The following is a 17,722-nucleotide window of genomic DNA, read 5'->3' as shown; positions in this document are numbered from 1 at the left end:
AGGACGCGTCTGAATGGCAGCTGACGGCACGGCCATGGGTCGGCTCCTGTTGAGGTCTTATTGATTGGCCGGAACGGCCCTGACGCTGTCCGAAGCCAGCCGGGCAGCACGGTCGTGGCTGCCCGGCCAAGCTCCGCTCAGACGCGATAATAGCGATTTGCGCGCTTCTCCGCCTCTTCCATCGCCTCCTGAGGTGTGGCCTGACCTGTCACGGCCTTGGCGAACATGTCGACCAGCACATAGTCGGCCATGGTCGCCGCCGAGGCATAGCCGAGCGGCCCGGCATAGCCATTGGGACGCAGCGTCGCCGAGGCCTTGGCGTAGGCGGCATTGTTCGGATCGGCCGTCCACACCGGATTGTTGTCGAAGGCCTTGAGCGTCTGGCAGCAGTAACCGGCCGAGGAAGTGATCCAGGCCGGCATTTGCGGATCCTCGAACATGAACTGTAGATAGGCCTTGGCCGCGTTGGGGTAAGGCGTGTAGTCGAAGATGACCGCCGTGGTCACCTGGAATAGCTCGACGGATTTTCCGACCGGCCCGATCGGCAGGTTGGTGGTGCGGATGTCCTTGGCCATTTCAGCCAGTTTTGGATCCTTGTCCTTGTTGATCTTGGCTGTGTTGTAGGCGGAAATGCCGTTGGCGATGACGCTCAGCTCGCCGGCCAGGAAGGCACGGTTGTTGTTCACGTCGAGCCAGCTTTCGGTGCCCGGAATGAAGGTCTTGTAGAGCTCCTGCGCGTATTCGATCGCTTTGAGGGTCTCGGGGCTGTTGATCGTCACCTTGCCGCTCTCGTCGACCATCTGGCCGCCGTGGCTCCACAGCAGCCAGTGGGCGTAGTTGTTGCCGTCGCCGACGCCATGGCCGTGCGTGAAGCCGGCCGGGTGCCCCTTCGCCTTCAATGCCTTGCAAAGCTCGAGTAAGCCTGCAGTGTCCTTCGGAAACTCCGAGAAGCCGGCCTCCTTCACCCAGCTTTCGCGATAGACGATGGCATTGCCGATGGTGGCCAGAGGCAGGCCGAGGAATTTGCCCCCGCGTGTCGCGTATTGCTTTGGTCCCTCGTGCCAGCCACCATATTTCGAGCCCAGATACTCTCCCAGCTCTGTCACGTCATGCAACTTGTCGGGATACTGGTGCGGGTCGTCGAACCAGACGAACATCAGATCCGGGCCGGAGCCGACATTGGCGGCAACCGCCGCCTTCGGGCGGATGTCTTCCCAGCTTTCCTTGTCGATGCGGACCTGGACACCGGTCGCTTCGGTGAACCGCTTGGTGTTGGCCAGCCACTGATCCTCGTCGCCCTGCACGAAGGGCGACCATCGCAGCAGCCTGAGCTTGGCGCCCTCCTCCGGCTTGTATTTCAACCCCTCCTGGGCATAGGCGGAAGAGCCGGCGAACCGGCTTCCCAAGGCTCCCGCCGCCGCCACCCCGGCGGTGGTGCGGATCACATCGCGTCTGGTGAACTTCATGCTCGTCTCCTCCTGTTTATTGCCCTCGCCGTATGGTTCTTACTGTCTGGTGCGCGTTTTCCAATCGCTGTCCGGTTTCGCCGTGAAAGAGATGAATGAGGCCGGGATCGGCTGTAAGCCGGATGATTTCGCCCGGCGTGAAGGAATGGCGTTCCCGGAAATTCGCGACGATCTCTTCGCCGCCGGCTGTCCGGCCGATGAGCTGCACTTCGGACCCTGTCGGCTCGACCACCGCGACGGTGACCGGAATGCCCTGGTGGTCGGACAGCCGCAAATGCTCTGGCCGTATTCCCAGCACCACTGGCCCGCCATTGCCGATGGAAAGTGCCGAGGCCAACGGGACTGAAATCCCCCCCGCGCCGCGAAAGGACGGCGAGCCATCCGTGGCGATTTCGCCCCTGAGCAAGTTCATGGCCGGCGAGCCGATGAAGCTGGCAACAAAGAGATTGTTTGGCCGGTCATAGAGTTCCAGCGGCGGCCCGATCTGTTCTACGATGCCGTCGTGCATGACCACGATCTTGTCGGCCATGGTCATGGCTTCGATCTGGTCGTGGGTGACATAGACCGTCGTGGTCTTCAGGCGCTGGTGCAGTTCCTTGATCTCGGCGCGCATCTGCACTCTGAGCTTGGCGTCCAGGTTGGACAGCGGCTCGTCGAAGAGGAAGACCGCCGGATCGCGCACGATCGCCCGACCCATGGCGACGCGCTGGCGCTGCCCGCCGGAAAGCTGCCGAGGATAGCGCGCAAGCAACGGCACCAGTCCGAGGATTTCGGCGGCGCGGCGCACGCCGACATCGCTCTCTGTCTTGGAAACACCTTTGAGCATCAGCGAGAACGCCATGTTCTCGGCGACGGTCATGTGCGGGTAGAGCGCGTAGTTCTGGAAGACCATGGCGACGTCGCGTTCTTTGGGCGCAACGTTGTTGACAACACGCTCACCAATGGCGATCTGGCCGCGCGAAATCTTTTCGAGGCCCGCGATCATCCTGAGAAGGGTCGATTTTCCGCAGCCAGACGGCCCGACCAGCGTGACGAACTCACCGTCTTCTATGTCGACGCTCACGCCGTGGAGAATCTCGATGGTCCCGAATGATTTATAGACTTCGCCAATTGCGACAGACGCCATCGATTTCCTCCCGAATGCTTCCTGCGACGTCGTAAAGGAAACCGCTTCGTGTCTGATCCGCGACAGCCCTGGCCCCCTCCCTTGCTCACGCGACGCGGAAACGGTAGCGCTACCAGCCCGGGCTGTAAAGCTTTACTCGAACCGCGGGTTCTACCGCTCGGGACAACGCCGCGCATCCAGGCATCCGGGTGATCTTGGATTGGGCAGCAATCTCCACCCTAGGCATCTTTGTGGTGCCAGATGCGCTGCTGTGGGTAGCGATCCATGTCGAGAAATGGATCAAACCGCAGAACGACCCGTCACTGTCCATCCGTGTCCGCATACCCAAATCCACGGCCAACCCGGCTTGGCAATTGCGATCCGCGAAAAGTTCGAGGCACGCCACCCGATCGGATCTGCCGCACGTACCTGCTATGCGCTTGGCTTCTGGCTAGGCAACCGGCGTGGGGATGTCGCTGCGCTCGATTGGGAGCATCTGGTAGTCGAGGAAGTCGAACTGTTTGATGGTTCGATCGAGGTAATCGAAGCCTTCGACTTCCGGCAAAAAAAGAACCGCAACCGCCATGGCGGCCGCGAGATGTTCATTCCAATCGTCGATAAGCTCGCCCAGGCATTGGCGCCGCTGGATCGGTCGAACGGCGGGGCGGTACTTAAGAACGCCTTTGGGCTCCCGAGAAGCAAAACGCGATGCTATGCGGCAAAAGATGCCGCTGCGAGTCATCAAATGAGCGAACGAAACAGAACCGAATTGAAAGGCGGCTTTCTGGCCGCCTTTTTCATGGGCCCATTATGGGCCCATAACGTTTTGGGCCGAGGCACTTTTTCCGTAATAAAATCAAAGGTCATGGTGGGCCCGGAGGGACTCGAACCCCCAACCAAGCGGTTATGAGCCGCCGGCTCTAACCATTGAGCTACAGGCCCCACGCCGGCTGGATTAATGTTTTTCGCATCGCGGCACAAGGCTTTCGCGACGGGCTTTCGCTGATCGCCCAAATCAACCCATAATCGCGCTCTACGCGACGCTTGCGACCTGATCGCATACCACGGAGATTTTCATGACCAGACATCTTTTGCCCCTCGCGCTCGCCGCTGCAATCGCTTTTCCGTCGATGGCTGGAGCCGCCGATTCGCCGACGCCCGCCCGCATCATCGTATCGGGCGAAGGCGAAGCGACCACCCCTCCCGACCTGGCGTTGCTGTCGCTCAGCGTGATGCGCGAGGCCAAGACGGCGCGCGCGGCGCTCGATGCCAACAACGACGCCATGGCCGCCGTGATCGCGGCGATGAAGGCGGCCGGCATCAAGGATCGCGACCTGCAGACCGCCGGCATCCAGATCAATCCGCGCTACAACTTCACCAACAAGCCCGACGGCAGCCAGGAGGCCGAGCTCGTCGCCTACCAGGTCACCAACACGCTGGCGGTACGCGTGCGCGACATCGACAAGACGGGCGAGATCCTCGACAAGGCGGTGTCTCTGGGCGTCAACCAGGGCGGCGGCATCTCCTTCACCAACGACAATCCTGATGCCACCATAACCGAAGCCCGCAAGAAGGCGGTTGCCAATGCCATCGCCAAGGCCAAGACGCTGGCCGAGGCTGCCGGCGTCAGCATCGGCCGGGTGCTGGAAATCTCCGATCAGAACATCGCTCCGGCGCCGATGGCGATCAACGCCAAGGCATTCGACGCGGCCCGGTCGGCGGTGCCGACCCAAGCCGGCGAAAACGCCTACAATGTCCAGGTGACCGTCACCTTCGAGCTGAAATAGCAGCTGGCCGACGCAACGGCCGTCCGTCGCCGGCACTGCCGGGCGACGGACGACCTGCAGCCGATACGATGCAAGGAAAAACCCCGCGGGATCGCTCCCGCGGGGTTTTTTCGAGCCGCGCCCGTCCGATCGGACAGGGGCTCCGCCATCGAGAGGCTTCAGCGGTTGATGACCGGGCAGCCGCGCTCATTGGCGAAGACGATGACGACGCGATCGCCATACTGGCGGCCCATCACCTTCACCACCCGGCGGTTGGCGTCGACGATGCGGGCACGGCGCAGCCCCATGCGCTCGGCCTTGTCGAGGGCGCGGTCGGGCGAGCAGCCACGGCGCCAGTCGTCGCGCCGCTCGTCACGGCGGTGGCGATAACCGTCATCACCGGCATAGACGCCGAAGCGCGGATCCTGGTTGTTGCCGAAGCCGAGATAGAGGCTGTCGGCATGGGCGGGAATGGCGGCCAGCGTGCCGAGGCCGACCAGAGCCGAAAGGGCTGCCGTCTTGATCTTGGTGTACATGCTTCTCTCTCCTTGTTGCGGGCTTGCGCCCGTCCTCGTGAAACCGATGGCGGGACAATGCACTGGCCTGTCTGAACTATTTACGAACTCGCCGTTCATCTGCGGTTCATGTGGCGGTCAGAAAACCTCCGCCGGTCTTCGAACAATAACAATATGACCCCAATACCCTGCCCCGATTCCTGGCGCCTGGCGGCCACCAGCCTCAGCCTCAAGGCTCGTCGTCGAGTATATAGTCAAAATAATCCTCGGGCTCGGCCAGTTCGGTCTCGCTCGCCTTGACCCGGCCGCGCATCGAGATACCGGCCTCGTGCACGGTCTCGGCACTGCCCGACACTAGCCGGTGCCACCAATAGAGGTCGCGGCCCTCGGCCACCAGCCGGTAGGCGCAGGTGCTGGGCAGCCAGCTGATGGTGCGCACATTCTGCGGCGTCAGGCCGACGCAATCAGGAACGCGCGCAAGCCGGTTGGAATAGTCGGCGCAGCGACAGCTCTGCGCATCGAACAGCCGGCAGCCGACACTTGTCCAATAGATTTCGGCCGTATCCTCGTCCTCGAGCTTCGACAGGCAGCATTTGCCGCAGCCGTCGCACAGCGATTCCCACTCGGCCGGGCTCATCGCTTCCAGCGTCTTTGTTTTCCAGAATGGCGTTTCCATCTCGCGGATGTGGCCCCGGCCGCCGCCGAGGTCAAGCGCGGTAAGGACTGGAATCGGACCTTAGGCTGGCCTAATGACACGAAGTTGCCTTCAAAAGGCCGGCCAATCGCCCCGTACGGCATCTATCCCCACCAAACTGGAACCAATCGGTCCAAGATCGGTTTCGGCAAGGATGGGACCCCACAAGGAGAGTTTTCGATGAAACGCCAACCACGGATTCTGGCAGGTACAGCACTTGGCCTGCTGATGGCATCCGCGCCGTTGGGCGCGTTCCCGCTTCAGGGAAGTGCCGCGTTCGACCTCACGCAGCGCGGTGGAACGCCGCTGATCCTGGCCCAGGACGCACCCGCCGACGAGGGACAACAGAGCGACCAGGAGCAGCGGCGCAAGAAGAAGCGCGACCAGCAGCAGACCGAGCAGGCCCCCGCCGAGAAGGCAGCGCCGGCAGCCGAGCAGGCCGCTCCAGCCGCCGAGGAACAGCAGCCGCGCAGGAAGAAGCGCGACCAGCAGCAACAGACCGAGCAGGCGCCGGCCGAGCAGGCCGCACCGGCAGCCGAGGAACAGCAGCCGCGCAAGAAGAGGCGCGACCAGCAGCAGCAGACCGAGCAGGCGCCGGCCGAACAGGCCGCACCGGCAGCCGAGGAACAGCAGCCGCGCAAGAAGAAGCGCGACCAGCAACAGCAGACCGAGCAGGCACCGGCCGAACAGGCAGCCCCTGCCGCCCAAGAGCAGCAGCCGCGCAAGAAGAAGCGCGACCAGCAGCAACAGCAGACCGAGCAGGCACCGGCCGGCGAGGTCCCGGCTGGCCAGGCTGCACCCGCCAACGACAATCAGCCGGCCAAGCCGGGCAAGAAACACAAGCAGGATCAGCAGAAGCCGGCCGAGCAGGCCCCGGCGATAACGCCGGAAGCCGCCCCGACGCCGAAGGAAGCTCCTGCCGGCGAACAGCCGCCGGTCCAGGGAGAACAGCCCCAGGACAAGACCAAGAAGCACGGCAAGAAGCCGGTGGGTGAACAGCCCGCGAATGGCAACCAACCGGCCGCGGGCGAGCAACCGGCCACGGGCGCGCAGCCCGCGACCGGCGAACAGCCGGCCAATGGCGGCAAGGCCGCGCCTGTCCAAGGCGAAAATCCCGTACAGGGCGAAGCTCCCGCCGACAAGAACGCTGCCCCCCTCCTCGACAGCCAGAAGGACGCCGAACGCAAGGGCGGCGGCCGCAAGCATGGCGACAAGAACGCCCAGCAGAATGGCGAGCAGCAGAATGGTGGCCAGAACGCCCAGCAAGGCGGCGATCAGGGGCAGAAGCCGGTGGTTGCTCCCGTCGACCAGGGTCCGCCTCCAACCGACGACAAGGCAGCCCAGCAGGAGATCAAGCCCGAAAAGCTTGTCCCGGTGACGGAAGAGAAGGGCAAACGCCGGGACCGCGCGCCCGATGAGAACATCCGCGACCGCCGCCGCCCCCAGGGCGTCGACGTGCTCAAGGAGATCGGCGACCGCGTCATCATCCAGCTCGGCGGCCAGACGATCGTCCAGAGCAATGACGGTCCGCGCATGAATCGTGGTGCCAAGGACGTCTACTACGAGGACCTGCCGCAGGGCCGTACACGCGAGACGGTCGAGCGCGACAACGGCATCCGGATCGTCACCATCCGCAACCGCTATGGCGATGTCATCCAGCGTTCACGCATCACGCCTGACGGGCGCGAATATGTGCTGAGCTATGTCGACGAGCAGGACTATCAGGACGAGGGAGACTGGCGCGATCCCGGCGATGACCTGCCGCCGATGCGGCTGACCATCCCGCGCCGTGACTACATCCTCGATTCCGAGGACGTCCAAAGCCCTGACGACTATTACACCTTCCTCGAACAGCCGCCGGTGGAAAGGGTCCAGCGCCTCTATTCGATCGACGAGGTCAAGCGTTCGGCCCGTGTACGCGACATCGCGCGCCGCGTCGACCTCGACACCCTGAACTTCGAATTCGGCTCGTCCTCGATCTCCGACACCGAGGTGCAGAAGCTTGAGGGTGTCGCCAGCGCCATGGAGAAGCTGCTGAAGAAGAACCCGGCCGAGACCTTCCTGATCGAAGGCCACACCGACGCCGTCGGCACGCCGGAGGCAAACCTTGCTCTGTCCGACCGCCGCGCCGAAGCAGTTGCCGAAGCGCTGACCAATGCCTTCGGCATCCCGCCGGAGAACCTGACGACGCAGGGCTATGGCGAGGAGTATCTGAAGGTAAACACCTCTGCGCCCAACCGTGAGAACCGGCGTGTCGCCATCCGCCGTATCACGTCGCTGGTAGCACCCGTTGCCAGCAACAATTAGGTCATGATTTCAAAACCATGACCTAATTTGCGGACTCAACGCTGGAACCGCCCATCCTCGGCTCGGCCGGGGATGGGAAAGGTTCGGATCCGGGCCTCGGGCTCAAGAAGATTTGTCCCGGCATTAAAGCCGGCTCATTGAATCGCGAGCCCGCTCACCCCAGATTCAGGACTGGGCGTTCCCTGCCCCGTCCCGACTCCAGCGGGACGCATTGAGCCCCGCCGGCCCTCTCCGGCGGGGTTTTTTGCTATCTTGCAAAAAGCGTTCGCGTGGCCGAAATACCGCCTGATCACCGATCAGAGAACAACTGGAACCACTCTATGAAGCGTCTCGAACTCGCCATCGAATCCATCATCCTCGCCTCGCGCTGGCTTCTGGTCGCCTTCTATATCGGTCTTGGCCTGGCATTGGCTGTCTATGCGCTGTCGTTCGCCAAGAAACTCTACGAGTTCATCACCATGGTGTTCCTGCTCGGCGACACCGACACAATCCTGAAGATGCTCGGCCTGATCGATGCGGCGCTCGTCGCCTCGCTGGTGGTGATGGTCATCATCTCGGGCTACGAGAACTTCGTCAGCCGCTTCGACAACCCGGATGGCAGCGGCGTGCATTGGCTGGGCACGATCGATGTCGGATCGCTGAAGGTCAAGGTCGCCTCGACCATCGTCGCCATCTCCTCCATCCACCTCCTGCAGGTCTTCCTCAACTCGTCCTCCTATTCGACCGACCAGCTGATGTGGCTGACCATCATCCACCTCACCTTTGTCGTCTCGGCACTGATGCTGGCCTATATCGACAGGCTGATGGGCCTGAGCAAAGGCAAGAAAGACGAGGTGTGAGGCTCCCTTGTCCCCGTCACTATGCGGGGAGAAGGTGCCGGCAGGCGGATGAGGGGCAGCGCCGGCAGGGCGTGGTTTCCGTCAGTAAATGCTTCTGACCTTCGTCTCCGAATTCGCAAACACCTCGTCCGGCACGAAAAAGTCGCCGGCCAGCGGCCCGGTCGCATCGGGCGCATAGACCGAAAAGTCGCTGACGCCCTCGCCGCGCAGCACCTCTTCGTCGATATAGAAATTGCCCGATGCCTCGCGCGAGGGCCGCATGAAGATGGCGTGCGCGGCGTCGGCCATGATGTCGGGCGACCGGCTCATTGCCGCCACCGTGGCGCCACCCAGCAGATTGCGCACCGCCGCCGTGTCGATGGTCGAGATCGGCCACAGCGAATTGACCGCGATACCGTCCTTGGCGAATTCGGCGCTCATGCCCAGCGTGCACATCGACATGCCGAACTTGGCCATGGTGTAGGCGACATGATTCTTGAACCACTTGGCCTTCATGTCCAGCGGCGGCGCCAGATTCAGGATGTGAGGATTGTTGGCTAACTTCAGGTGCGGAATGCACATTTTGGAGACCAGGAAGGTGCCGCGCGTGTTGATCTGGTGCATCAGGTCATAGCGCTTCATGTCGGTCTCCAGCGTGCCGGTGAGCTGGATGGCGCTGGCGTTGTTGACGCAGATGTCGATGCCGCCGAATCTTTCGACGGTCTTTGAAACCGCCTCGGCGACCTGCGCCTCCTCGCGGATGTCGCACAGCATGGGCAGCGCCTTGCCGCCGGCCTGCTCGATCTCTTCAGCGGCGGTGTAGATCGTGCCAGGCAGTTTCGGATGCGGCTCGGCGGTCTTGGCCGCGATCGTCACATTGGCGCCGTCGCGCGCCGCGCGGAGCGCGATCGCCAGCCCGATGCCGCGCGATCCGCCGGAGATGAACAGCGTCTTTCCCTTGAGCGACATTTCCTGCGCCTCCCTTGCAACACAACAGGCGCGAACCTTTGCGCGGCAGACGACCACAGCGCAAGGCCGGATACGCCGGACGCCCGTTACGCTGCGTAGGGTTTAAACCAGCACCAGCCCCTGCCGCATCGCAATCGCGATGGCATCGGTGCGGTTGGCCGCCCCCAGCTTGATTAGGATCGCGGCGACGTGGAATTTCGCGGTGTGCACGGAAATGTTGAGCCGCCGCGCGATCACCTTGTTGGGCGCGCCTTCGGCGAGCAGCGCCAGCACTTCCGCCTCGCGCGGCGAAAGTGCCGGGCGAACGGCGTGATCATCGGCCGGCTCATCCTCGAACGGCCCGCTTTCACCCGTGTGGAAGTCCTCATCGCGTCCGTGGCCGCCATCGCCGGTAACGCGATAGCCGGCCGCCGCCAGCCGCGCCGCCGCGGCGATCAGCAGATCGTCGGCGCCCGCGGGCATTATGGCAAACACCTCGCCGGCGGGCCGCTCGCCGCCCGCACGCCCCAACAGCACCCGTGGCACCGAGGCCGGCACCGCATCTCCGCTCCTGTCGTCGATGATGGCGACGTCGGCCCTGCGGCCGCCGGCCACCACCGGCAGCAGGTCATCGCTGGCGGCAAGCGTGGCGGCCAGACGCTCGGCGCGCGCGGCATCGCCAAGCGCAATCAGCACCACCAGCCGCCGCGAGGCGGCGCTGTCAGTCATGGTCCGGTCGCCGACGAGCGCTTCCATCAATCCTCTCAGCTCAGCGGCTTTTCGCCGATGGTCAATGTCACATCGCGCTGTTCACCGCCGCGCACCACGCCAAGCGTCACGGAAACCCCGGCGCTGTCAGGGCCGAGCCTGCGGATCAGGTCGCGCGGGCCATGCACGGCCTCGCCATTCCAGGCTACGATGATGTCGCCGTGGGAAAGGCCAGCGGCCTTGGCCGGGCCATTGTCGTCGAGGCTCATCACCATCGCGCCATGGGCGTCACGGTCGCGCACCGGATGCAGGCCTGCGCCGAGATAACCTCGGGCGACGTGCCCCTTCTCGCGCAGGGTCGCGACCGCGCGTTCGATCGTCTCATAGGGCATGACCAGCGCCCGGCCGCGCGGCCCGAACAAAAGCATGCCGATCAGCCCGCCCTTGGCGTCGAGGACCGGACCGCCCTCGAAACGGCCGCCGGCGCCGACCGCCAGATTGATGCGCCGGTCGATCGTGCCGCCGCGCATCGAACGCCAGGCCGGGCCGACTTCGCCGACCGAGCCCGACACCGCCAGCGCCGAGCCCTGGCTGTTGCCGATGGCGATGGCGACATTGCCGGGCCGTACCGCGTCGGCCTTGGCCAGCGGCGCGGCATTCACGGCGGTGGCCGGCTTCAGCAGGGCAACGCCCGTCGAAGGATCGCGGCCGGTGAGCTCGGCCTTCACCGTCTCGCCCGAAGCCAGCGTCAGCTCGATCTCCTCGCCGGCCTCGACCGCCTCCTCGGCGGTGACGAAATAGCCGTCGCTCCAGTGGAAGGCGCTTGCCGTGCGGTGATGATGGGTCGTGAAGCTCGCCATTGCCGGCGCCGCCGCGGCGGCAAGGTCGGCAACGGCTTGCGAAAACGCATTCAGATTGAAGTCACTCATGATGGTCTCCTGGGGTTCGTCATGTCCCAGATATCGCCCGACGGCGCCCCTGGAGGTACTCGCCTGACGGCTAGTTGGCGGTTTGACTGGCCATCTGGTCAGGTCGCGGCGGTTCCAGCCGCTCCGCACATATAGTGCGTGTTGCCCAAAAGTGCTCAGCGGTTTTGGGACAATGATACGTACGAGACAAAAGGCATCGTTACGCCTGAGAACACGGAGCCCGCCCATGGCCCTCGCCGCCGCCAAATTCCAATCCGACGACACGCTGCTCGACGCCTATTCCATGACGGTCGCCGACGCGGTCGACCGCATCGGCCCGGCCGTCTGCCGCATCGAACGCATTGGTGGCCAGGGCGGCCATGGTTCCGGCTTCGTGATTGCGCCGGACGGGCTGGTCGTCACCAACTTCCACGTCGTGGGGGACGCTAAAACAGTGCGCGTGTCGATGCCCGACGGCGCTTCCAGCGAGGGCCGCGTGCTCGGCCGCGATCCCGACACCGATATCGCCCTGGTGCGTGCTGACGGCAGCTTTGCCGATGTCGCACCGCTGGGCGATTCCAAGCGGCTCAGGCGCGGCCAGATCGCCATTGCCATCGGCAATCCGCTCGGCTTCGAATGGACGGTCACCTCAGGCGTCGTCTCCGCCCTTGGCCGCTCGATGCGCGCCTCGACCGGCCGGCTGATCGACGACGTCATCCAGACCGATGCGGCCCTCAATCCCGGCAATTCAGGCGGGCCGCTGGTGTCCTCGGCGGGCGAAGTCATCGGCGTCAACACCGCCATGATCCACGGCGCGCAAGGCATCGCCTTCGCGGTCGCCTCCAACACGGCCAATTTCGTCATCTCGGAGATCATCCGCTTCGGCCGCGTGCGTCGCGCCTTCATCGGCATCTCGGCCGACACCACCAATCTGCCGCGCCGCGCCGCCCTTCTGTCGCAGGTGTCGACCAGCACGGCAGTGCGGCTGCGCAGCGTCGAGAAGAATGGCCCGGCGGACAAGGCCGGCCTCAAGGAGGGCGACATCATCGCGGCAATAGACGGGCGCCCGGTCACCGGCGTCGACGACCTCGTGCGCATGCTCGACGCCGAGCGCATCGGCCGCGAGACGCTGTGCACGGTGGTGCGCCGCACCGGCGTCAGCCAGGTGGCGGTGACGCCGGTGGCACGGGATTGCTAACAGATATCAGGACTCTTGACTCGAAACTGGTTTCTTCGGTGACGCGACGTCGATCAACTGACCACTGGCGGGTGGCAGGATTTGCCGGAGTTTCAGAATACGTGGAGTGGTAATGCTACAATCCTGCCATTCTTGATCGCCTCGGAACTTGAGAAGGGCCATCACTTCGGCCTTTGCCTTGAGAGCGGCCAGAAATGCGGCGGCGTTTTCGACAGGCAGATGCGCAACCGTCTCGTCCGGCTGGCCCAGCACTCGATTGGCGAGGCCTGGATATGTGCTCAGCGTAAACCAGCTTTTCGGCCATTCGATCATCAGGATGATCCACAAGGCCAAGATCTTCCAGTCGGTGGAGCCTGGTTGCACAGATTGTTCGAGACGCGCCACTTCTTGCAGCAACGTGATGGCGTTGATGATGCGTTTGATCTGCCGTGGATTGGCTGGCAACACGCTGGAAAGCGCCTCCAGCCGATGCTTTGTCGCCGCCTCCGCTGTTTTGTCGGCGGCAGCGCGTAAGGATAATCGCCTGTCGAGGTCTGAAAGCACGACCCGTGTCACTGCTTCGCTGGCAGGGCTAGCCTCGATATCTTCGCGTACGGCTTGGGCAGCATTTTCGCGATCTAACGCCTGGTCTTGCCGCAGTATTGCCTCAACGCGGCCTTTGAACGCGCTGTTCATCGGCGAAGCAGCTTCAAATTCGGCCGCCTGCGATGATGGTTCAGGCTTTATACCTAGAACGTCACGGACATATGTGCGGCGAGCATCATCGGAAATGTCCGGCAGCACGAAGGAAAACTGGATAGCCTTTTCGGCGAAGCGGGCGCCGAACTCATGTTCCGGCCCGACATGTATCCCTTTCATCGCCTCGTTGACCTTGGTGAAACACTCCTCGATCCAGTCACGGTCGCCCAGCAGTATAAAGACCAGGCGCGGACTTCTGAGGATGGTCTGCATGCCGCGGATCAACTCGACGACGAATGTCGGCTCGCACCGGTCGAGATCATCGACGACCACCAAAACCGGTCGCTTGAGCGATGTCATCATTTTCGCGAAATGCTCGCGGAACCGGTCGAGTGGATCGCCTGAACCTAGTGCGTAGTTTTTTGCCGCGTCCGGCGTGCCGGACAGCAAGGTTGAACTCAGTGCCGACAGCACGGTCCATATCAGCGGTGCCCCTCCCACAAGCGCTGCGATGACCACAGAAACAAAAGGACCGAGGCTGGTGGTGTTCGCATTGACCCCCTTGTCATCGAGTTTGAGCAGACCAAAACGAAACAAAAGGACGACGGCGGCGATACCCAATACTGCAACCGCCACCTTGTTGCGGATATCGGGCGTCCATACGCGCCAGGCCATTTCACGCAACCAGCACCATGACCAATCCGCCGCGCGCAGCCATGGCAGAAGATAACCTTGCCCAACCGCTGGCGGTTGCGGCACGGGCGGCGCGTTGTGCAGTGGATTGCCCGATGCGTCGGTCGCCGGCGCTGGCTCGACCAGCAAGTCCTCGGCATAGATGGCGTCGGTCGTTTGCTTGCGTATCGACTGATAGAACACCCACCATGGCGGAAGCACATGCTGATGCTGCCAGGCATTGAAGGTGACGATATGCCAGGGCCGGCGGTAGGACTCCGGCCAGAAATTTGGGTCGCCGAGCGGCAAGCCCAACATCCAGGCCGGCGGTGGGCCGGGCACCCTGTAGGGATTGAGCAGGCGGATCAGAAAATTGGCAAAACTGGTTTTGCCGCCACCCCATGGCGCGTCGATGTGCACGACAAAGCCGGGTGGCGGTTCCCTGGCTGGCAGCTTGGGCCAGAGGCCCGTCCAGCGGGCGCTGTTGCCGCAGTAACTATCCCGAGGCTGTTCCTTGTTGAGCTGATCCCAGACTTGGTTGAGCCGCGCCGCCAGCACGAAGGCCAAATCCGAGCGGTTGAGAAAGTCGACATCGGGATCGGTGGAATCATCGAGGAAGCTGGTTTCAACGGCGGAGGTCTCTGGTGGCAGCGGCGGGTCTGGCGGCGCTTGGGCAGCCGGTGTCGGTTCCGGTTCCTCCGTCGGAACGAGGTCCGCAACGGCCTTCTCCTCGTCCTCTTCGAGAGTACGAACTATAGTCACGTCGTCGGAAGGTGAGCTCTGACTTTTTCTTCGACGCTTGCGAGCGGTTCCGGGTCGTGAAGCCGTCGCCGGGCGGGATGGCGTAATCAACTCCATGACTTCGATCGGCGACATGGCCTCCAATCCGCCAAGTTGGTCCCGCGGGTTTTTATCAACCGGGTTCGCAAGCCAACTGGCGATATCCGAGTTCACTTCAGCCGGGTCTTGGCGCCACCACGCATCGGGCTGAAGCGCAATACGCAGATCAAGTGGTTTGCCGAAATAAGACGTGGGTCGCAAACCTCGACTGTTCGGCAATATCGCCCGATACCACTCGGTCCAAACTGCAAAGCCTGTACGGATAAGTCCGGTATTTCTAGAAATCCTGTTTAGCGGGGCACGTATCCAAAGAGGACAAGCATCGCGCCCATCAGCGAGCCACAAAGGTTCGCCCATCAGCCTAAGAACAGGATCCACAGTCTTTGCTAAACCTGAGAGGTAGGACACGTCTGAGCTGATGCTTGCCCATAGTTGGGCTGATCCCTCACTACCTGCAATGGCGCTGCTAGCAGTAGCTGCTATATCCGCAGCAATAACTGCCGAACTAAGCGCCGTACTGTCGGCAGCGGTCGCTACCGCGGACTGAACAACGACGCCATGTGCGTGTGCGGCGGCGGTCGCGGTGTTAGTGCTCTCCACGAGAAGAGGTGAGCCAGCACTATTAAAAGCATCGACTGCGGCTGATTTCAGATCAGTTGCTGGATAAATGCGAGCGCACCAGGACACAAACGCCGCACGAAACATCGCGAGAGCCAAACTATCGCGAGCAGATGAGGTTGGCGTATCGATGATTGCCAGCGGCAACAGCCTTAGAGCAACTCTTGCAGCGATCGCCTGCGACCAAGCTGGCTGCTCGTCCTTCAGCCAATCCTCAAGCCTTGATCGATTGTTGATGCTGTTCCTGTCCGCCACCCTCAGCCCCCCTCCAGCCTCGGTTCAGGATGGCCGCTGTCTCGACACTGCGCAAGCAGAGAATATGCTGACCTCTGCTGGGCAACAGTACGTTGAAGATATTGTCGCGGTTCTATTGGCGCCGCCGTTATATGGCTCCAGCCGGACAGTACTTTCTAGCCATTGGATACTTCAGACCACAACTCACGCCCCGGCGGCGCCCTCGGCATATTGCGCCAGAAATTCCTCGCTGGGCGGGATCGGCTTGATGACATCGATCAGCACGCCGTTGGGATCCCTGGTGATGAAATGGCGCTGGCCGAAGGGTTCGTCGCGCAGCGTTCGCAGAACCGGCAGGCCGGCGGCCAGGACCCGCTCGTAGACCGCATCGGGATCGCGGACCTCGAAATTGATCAGCAGGCCCGAGGTGCGTCCTCGCCCCTCTTCCGGGATGGTTTCGTGGTCGCCCTGGACAATGCCCAGATTGACGCGCTTGTTCTCGGCGGATTGCAGATGCACGTACCAGTCGCTTTCAAACAGCGGCTGGAAGCCGAAATGCTTGACGTAGAAGGCCGCCGTGCCGGCGACGTCGCCGGTCATCAGCACCGGATAATAGCTCGTGGTCTTCATCTTTCCTTCTCCCTGGACATAACATACAGTCTGTATGTAAATCGAATTAACATACAGGCTGCATGCATGCAACAGGATTCCGGACGTCGTTCCAACCGCGACCGCACCGAGGCGACGCGCGCCGATTTGATCGCGGCGGCGCGAAAGCTGTTCACCGAGAAATCCTATGCCGAGACCGGCACGCCGGAGATCGTCAATTCAGCCGGCGTGACGCGCGGCGCGCTCTATCACCACTTCGCCGACAAGCAGGCGCTGTTTGCCGCCGTGGTCGAGCAGGAGGCAAAAGTGGTGGCGGACGAGATCGACCGCGCTTCGCCACCCTCGCTCGAAGCCCGCGATGCGCTGATCGCCGGATCCGACGCCTATCTCGCCGCCATGCGCGTGCCCGGCCGCACGCGGCTGTTGCTGCTCGACGGCCCGGCCGTGCTCGGCCGCGCCGCCATGGATGCGATCGACAACCGCCACGGCAACCACTCGCTGCGCGAAGGCCTGGTCGCGGCGATGCGGACCAACACGATGACAAGATTGCCGGTGGATGCACTGACCGCGCTGCTTGCCTCCGCCTTCGATCGCGCCGCACTCGCCATCGAAGCCGGCGCGTCAGCCGAGGATTATCGCGCCGTCCTCATGGCGCTGATTGACGGATTGTCTCCGGTTCCTCGTCAGGCACCTCGCCCGGCTCGAACTCGTTGAAGCAGCCGAGCCCGCGTTTGAACCGTTCGATCAGCCAGGCGGCGGCCGGCTTCGGGCTGCGGTCGTTGCGATGCATGGCAAACAGTGGCGAACTCACTTCCTTGTAGGGTTCGAGATCAAGTTCCACCAGGCGGCCAGTGGCCAGGTCGTCGGCGATCAGCCAGCGCGGCAACCCCAGCCCAGCCCCTCGCGCATCAGCATGTGCTTGGTGCGCATGTCCGTCAGCCGCCAGGTGCGGTAGGCAAAGACGCCATAGTCGCGCCCCTTGGTGCGTTCGGACTGATCGGTCACGACAAGCTGCGTGTGCTCGCGCACATCCTCGATTTTCACCGGCTTGGGCAGCCGCGCCAGCGGATGGCTGGGGGCAGCGGCCGGCACCATCGACATGAAGCCGATGCGCACGAGATGGACATCGACCTCGCCCAGCAGGCCACCAATGCCGAGATCGGCCTGTCCATTGACGACATGGTCCGGGATCAGTCCAAGCGAGCCTATATGCAGGCGCAGCATCACGGTCGGAAACTGCGTCTCGAACGCCTTCAGCACCCGCACCAGCACAGGTGAGGGCAACGTCGCATCGACCGACAGCGCCACTTCGGCTTCCAGTCCATGATGATGGCCGTCGACGCGCGAACGCATGCGCTGCAGCACGCCGATCATGCGCCTTGCATCCTCCAGCATCGCCCGGCCGATCTCGGTCAGCTGCGGCTCGCGGGTGCCCTCGCGGTCGAAAAGCTTCAGCCCAAGCTGCGCCTCGAGATTGGCGATGCCATAGCTGATGACCGATTGCGCCCGGTTGAGCTTGCGGCCGGCGGCCGAGAAGCTCCCGGTATCGGCGACGGCGACAAGGATCTGAAGCTGATCGAGGGTCGGATTCGGTTGCATCACTGTATCTATTTTGTAGATGGATCGTATAGAAAATAT

At 63.0% G+C, this 17,722-nt stretch carries 15 protein-coding genes, 1 tRNA gene and 1 pseudogene; 5 read left to right on the top strand and 12 right to left on the bottom strand.

Annotated features, from left to right (window positions below; genetic code table 11):
• Positions 1 to 137: 137 nt before the first annotated feature.
• From EB231_RS12845 to EB231_RS12830, 4 genes are all read right to left on the bottom strand, one after another.
• Complete coding sequence (locus EB231_RS12845) at positions 138 to 1,466, bottom strand: ABC transporter substrate-binding protein (protein WP_172349126.1); 1,329 nt, start codon at positions 1,464 to 1,466, stop codon at positions 138 to 140.
• Positions 1,467 to 1,482: 16 nt separating this feature from the next.
• Positions 1,483 to 2,592 (bottom strand): ABC transporter ATP-binding protein, encoded by a 1,110-nt coding sequence (locus EB231_RS12840; RefSeq protein ID WP_172349125.1) that lies wholly within the window; start codon positions 2,590 to 2,592, stop codon positions 1,483 to 1,485.
• A gap of 430 nt (positions 2,593 to 3,022) precedes the next feature.
• The gene (locus EB231_RS12835; protein ID WP_172349124.1) at positions 3,023 to 3,313 is read right to left on the bottom strand and encodes a hypothetical protein; all 291 of its coding nucleotides are present in this window, start codon (positions 3,311 to 3,313) and stop codon (positions 3,023 to 3,025) included.
• 124 nt (positions 3,314 to 3,437) lie between these two features.
• Positions 3,438 to 3,513, bottom strand: a tRNA-Ile gene (locus tag EB231_RS12830).
• A 134-nt stretch (positions 3,514 to 3,647) separates the two neighbouring features.
• Between EB231_RS12830 and EB231_RS12825 the strand changes: the two genes are divergently transcribed.
• On the top strand, positions 3,648 to 4,358 hold the full coding sequence (locus EB231_RS12825) for an SIMPL domain-containing protein (RefSeq protein WP_172349123.1): 711 nt from the start codon (positions 3,648 to 3,650) through the stop codon (positions 4,356 to 4,358).
• A 158-nt stretch (positions 4,359 to 4,516) separates the two neighbouring features.
• Here the strand turns inward: EB231_RS12825 and EB231_RS12820 are convergent, their stop codons facing one another.
• Together EB231_RS12820 and EB231_RS12815 are read right to left on the bottom strand one after the other, a co-directional pair.
• Positions 4,517 to 4,873: a hypothetical protein gene (locus tag EB231_RS12820; protein ID WP_172349122.1), complete on the bottom strand. Its 357-nt coding sequence runs from the start codon at positions 4,871 to 4,873 to the stop codon at positions 4,517 to 4,519.
• Positions 4,874 to 5,081: 208 nt separating this feature from the next.
• Positions 5,082 to 5,528 carry a YcgN family cysteine cluster protein gene (locus EB231_RS12815; protein ID WP_172349121.1) on the bottom strand — a complete coding sequence of 149 codons (447 nt, stop codon included), beginning with the start codon at positions 5,526 to 5,528 and terminating at the stop codon, positions 5,082 to 5,084.
• A gap of 198 nt (positions 5,529 to 5,726) precedes the next feature.
• Between EB231_RS12815 and EB231_RS12810 the strand changes: the two genes are divergently transcribed.
• Entirely contained in the window at positions 5,727 to 7,853 is a 2,127-nt protein-coding gene (locus EB231_RS12810; RefSeq protein WP_172349120.1) for an OmpA family protein, read from the top strand.
• A 320-nt stretch (positions 7,854 to 8,173) separates the two neighbouring features.
• Entirely contained in the window at positions 8,174 to 8,692 is a 519-nt protein-coding gene (locus EB231_RS12805) for a TIGR00645 family protein (RefSeq protein WP_172349119.1), read from the top strand.
• Positions 8,693 to 8,773: 81 nt separating this feature from the next.
• Here EB231_RS12805 and EB231_RS12800 read toward each other — a convergent pair whose 3' ends face one another.
• The 3 genes from EB231_RS12800 to EB231_RS12790 form a co-directional block, all read right to left on the bottom strand.
• Positions 8,774 to 9,640, bottom strand: coding sequence for an SDR family oxidoreductase (locus tag EB231_RS12800; protein ID WP_172349118.1), 867 nt, complete (start codon positions 9,638 to 9,640; stop codon positions 8,774 to 8,776).
• Between the two features lie 102 nt (positions 9,641 to 9,742).
• Complete coding sequence (locus tag EB231_RS12795) at positions 9,743 to 10,375, bottom strand: helix-turn-helix transcriptional regulator (protein ID WP_172349117.1); 633 nt, start codon at positions 10,373 to 10,375, stop codon at positions 9,743 to 9,745.
• A gap of 8 nt (positions 10,376 to 10,383) precedes the next feature.
• Positions 10,384 to 11,256, bottom strand: a complete 873-nt coding sequence (locus tag EB231_RS12790) for a S1C family serine protease (protein WP_172349116.1) — start codon at positions 11,254 to 11,256, stop codon at positions 10,384 to 10,386.
• Positions 11,257 to 11,482: 226 nt separating this feature from the next.
• Here EB231_RS12790 and EB231_RS12785 point away from each other — a divergent pair, with 226 nt between their 5' ends.
• The gene (locus EB231_RS12785) at positions 11,483 to 12,433 is read left to right on the top strand and encodes a S1C family serine protease (protein ID WP_172349115.1); all 951 of its coding nucleotides are present in this window, start codon (positions 11,483 to 11,485) and stop codon (positions 12,431 to 12,433) included.
• 6 nt (positions 12,434 to 12,439) lie between these two features.
• On the opposite strand, the gene EB231_RS12780 is transcribed toward EB231_RS12785, so the two are convergent.
• Both EB231_RS12780 and EB231_RS12775 read right to left on the bottom strand, forming a co-directional pair.
• Positions 12,440 to 15,496, bottom strand: coding sequence for a KAP family P-loop NTPase fold protein (locus EB231_RS12780; RefSeq protein WP_172349114.1), 3,057 nt, complete (start codon positions 15,494 to 15,496; stop codon positions 12,440 to 12,442).
• Between the two features lie 183 nt (positions 15,497 to 15,679).
• A complete protein-coding gene (locus EB231_RS12775; RefSeq protein ID WP_172349113.1) occupies positions 15,680 to 16,105 on the bottom strand; it encodes a VOC family protein in 426 nt (141 codons plus the stop codon).
• Positions 16,106 to 16,171: 66 nt separating this feature from the next.
• On the opposite strand from EB231_RS12775, the gene EB231_RS12770 reads away from it, so the two are divergent.
• Positions 16,172 to 16,798, top strand: a complete 627-nt coding sequence (locus EB231_RS12770) for a TetR/AcrR family transcriptional regulator (protein ID WP_172349112.1) — start codon at positions 16,172 to 16,174, stop codon at positions 16,796 to 16,798.
• Here the strand turns inward: EB231_RS12770 and EB231_RS12765 are convergent.
• Positions 16,731 to 17,683: pseudogene (locus EB231_RS12765) on the bottom strand (LysR family transcriptional regulator). The gene EB231_RS12770 and the pseudogene EB231_RS12765 sit on opposite strands and share 68 nt — an antisense overlap.
• Positions 17,684 to 17,722: the final 39 nt, after the last annotated feature.

The sequence above is a fragment of the Mesorhizobium sp. NZP2298 genome (genome assembly GCF_013170825.1).
GTDB lineage: Bacteria > Pseudomonadota > Alphaproteobacteria > Rhizobiales > Rhizobiaceae > Mesorhizobium.
This window is presented reverse-complemented; position numbering and strand designations above follow the sequence as displayed.

Excerpts from the sequence above, each read along its gene's own strand:
- EB231_RS12820 (WP_172349122.1), bottom strand. The coding sequence starts at position 4,873 with ATGTACACCAAGATCAAGACGGCAGCCCTTTCGGCTCTGGTCGGCCTC.
- EB231_RS12790 (WP_172349116.1), bottom strand. The coding sequence starts at position 11,256 with ATGAGTGACTTCAATCTGAATGCGTTTTCGCAAGCCGTTGCCGACCTT.
- EB231_RS12835 (WP_172349124.1), bottom strand. The coding sequence starts at position 3,313 with ATGACTCGCAGCGGCATCTTTTGCCGCATAGCATCGCGTTTTGCTTCT.
- EB231_RS12770 (WP_172349112.1), top strand. The coding sequence starts at position 16,172 with ATGCAACAGGATTCCGGACGTCGTTCCAACCGCGACCGCACCGAGGCG.
- EB231_RS12800 (WP_172349118.1), bottom strand. The coding sequence starts at position 9,640 with ATGTCGCTCAAGGGAAAGACGCTGTTCATCTCCGGCGGATCGCGCGGC.
- EB231_RS12825 (WP_172349123.1), top strand. The coding sequence starts at position 3,648 with ATGACCAGACATCTTTTGCCCCTCGCGCTCGCCGCTGCAATCGCTTTT.
- EB231_RS12815 (WP_172349121.1), bottom strand. The coding sequence starts at position 5,528 with ATGGAAACGCCATTCTGGAAAACAAAGACGCTGGAAGCGATGAGCCCG.
- EB231_RS12840 (WP_172349125.1), bottom strand. The coding sequence starts at position 2,592 with ATGGCGTCTGTCGCAATTGGCGAAGTCTATAAATCATTCGGGACCATC.
- EB231_RS12810 (WP_172349120.1), top strand. The coding sequence starts at position 5,727 with ATGAAACGCCAACCACGGATTCTGGCAGGTACAGCACTTGGCCTGCTG.
- EB231_RS12845 (WP_172349126.1), bottom strand. The coding sequence starts at position 1,466 with ATGAAGTTCACCAGACGCGATGTGATCCGCACCACCGCCGGGGTGGCG.
- EB231_RS12805 (WP_172349119.1), top strand. The coding sequence starts at position 8,174 with ATGAAGCGTCTCGAACTCGCCATCGAATCCATCATCCTCGCCTCGCGC.
- EB231_RS12785 (WP_172349115.1), top strand. The coding sequence starts at position 11,483 with ATGGCCCTCGCCGCCGCCAAATTCCAATCCGACGACACGCTGCTCGAC.
- EB231_RS12795 (WP_172349117.1), bottom strand. The coding sequence starts at position 10,375 with ATGGAAGCGCTCGTCGGCGACCGGACCATGACTGACAGCGCCGCCTCG.
- EB231_RS12775 (WP_172349113.1), bottom strand. The coding sequence starts at position 16,105 with ATGAAGACCACGAGCTATTATCCGGTGCTGATGACCGGCGACGTCGCC.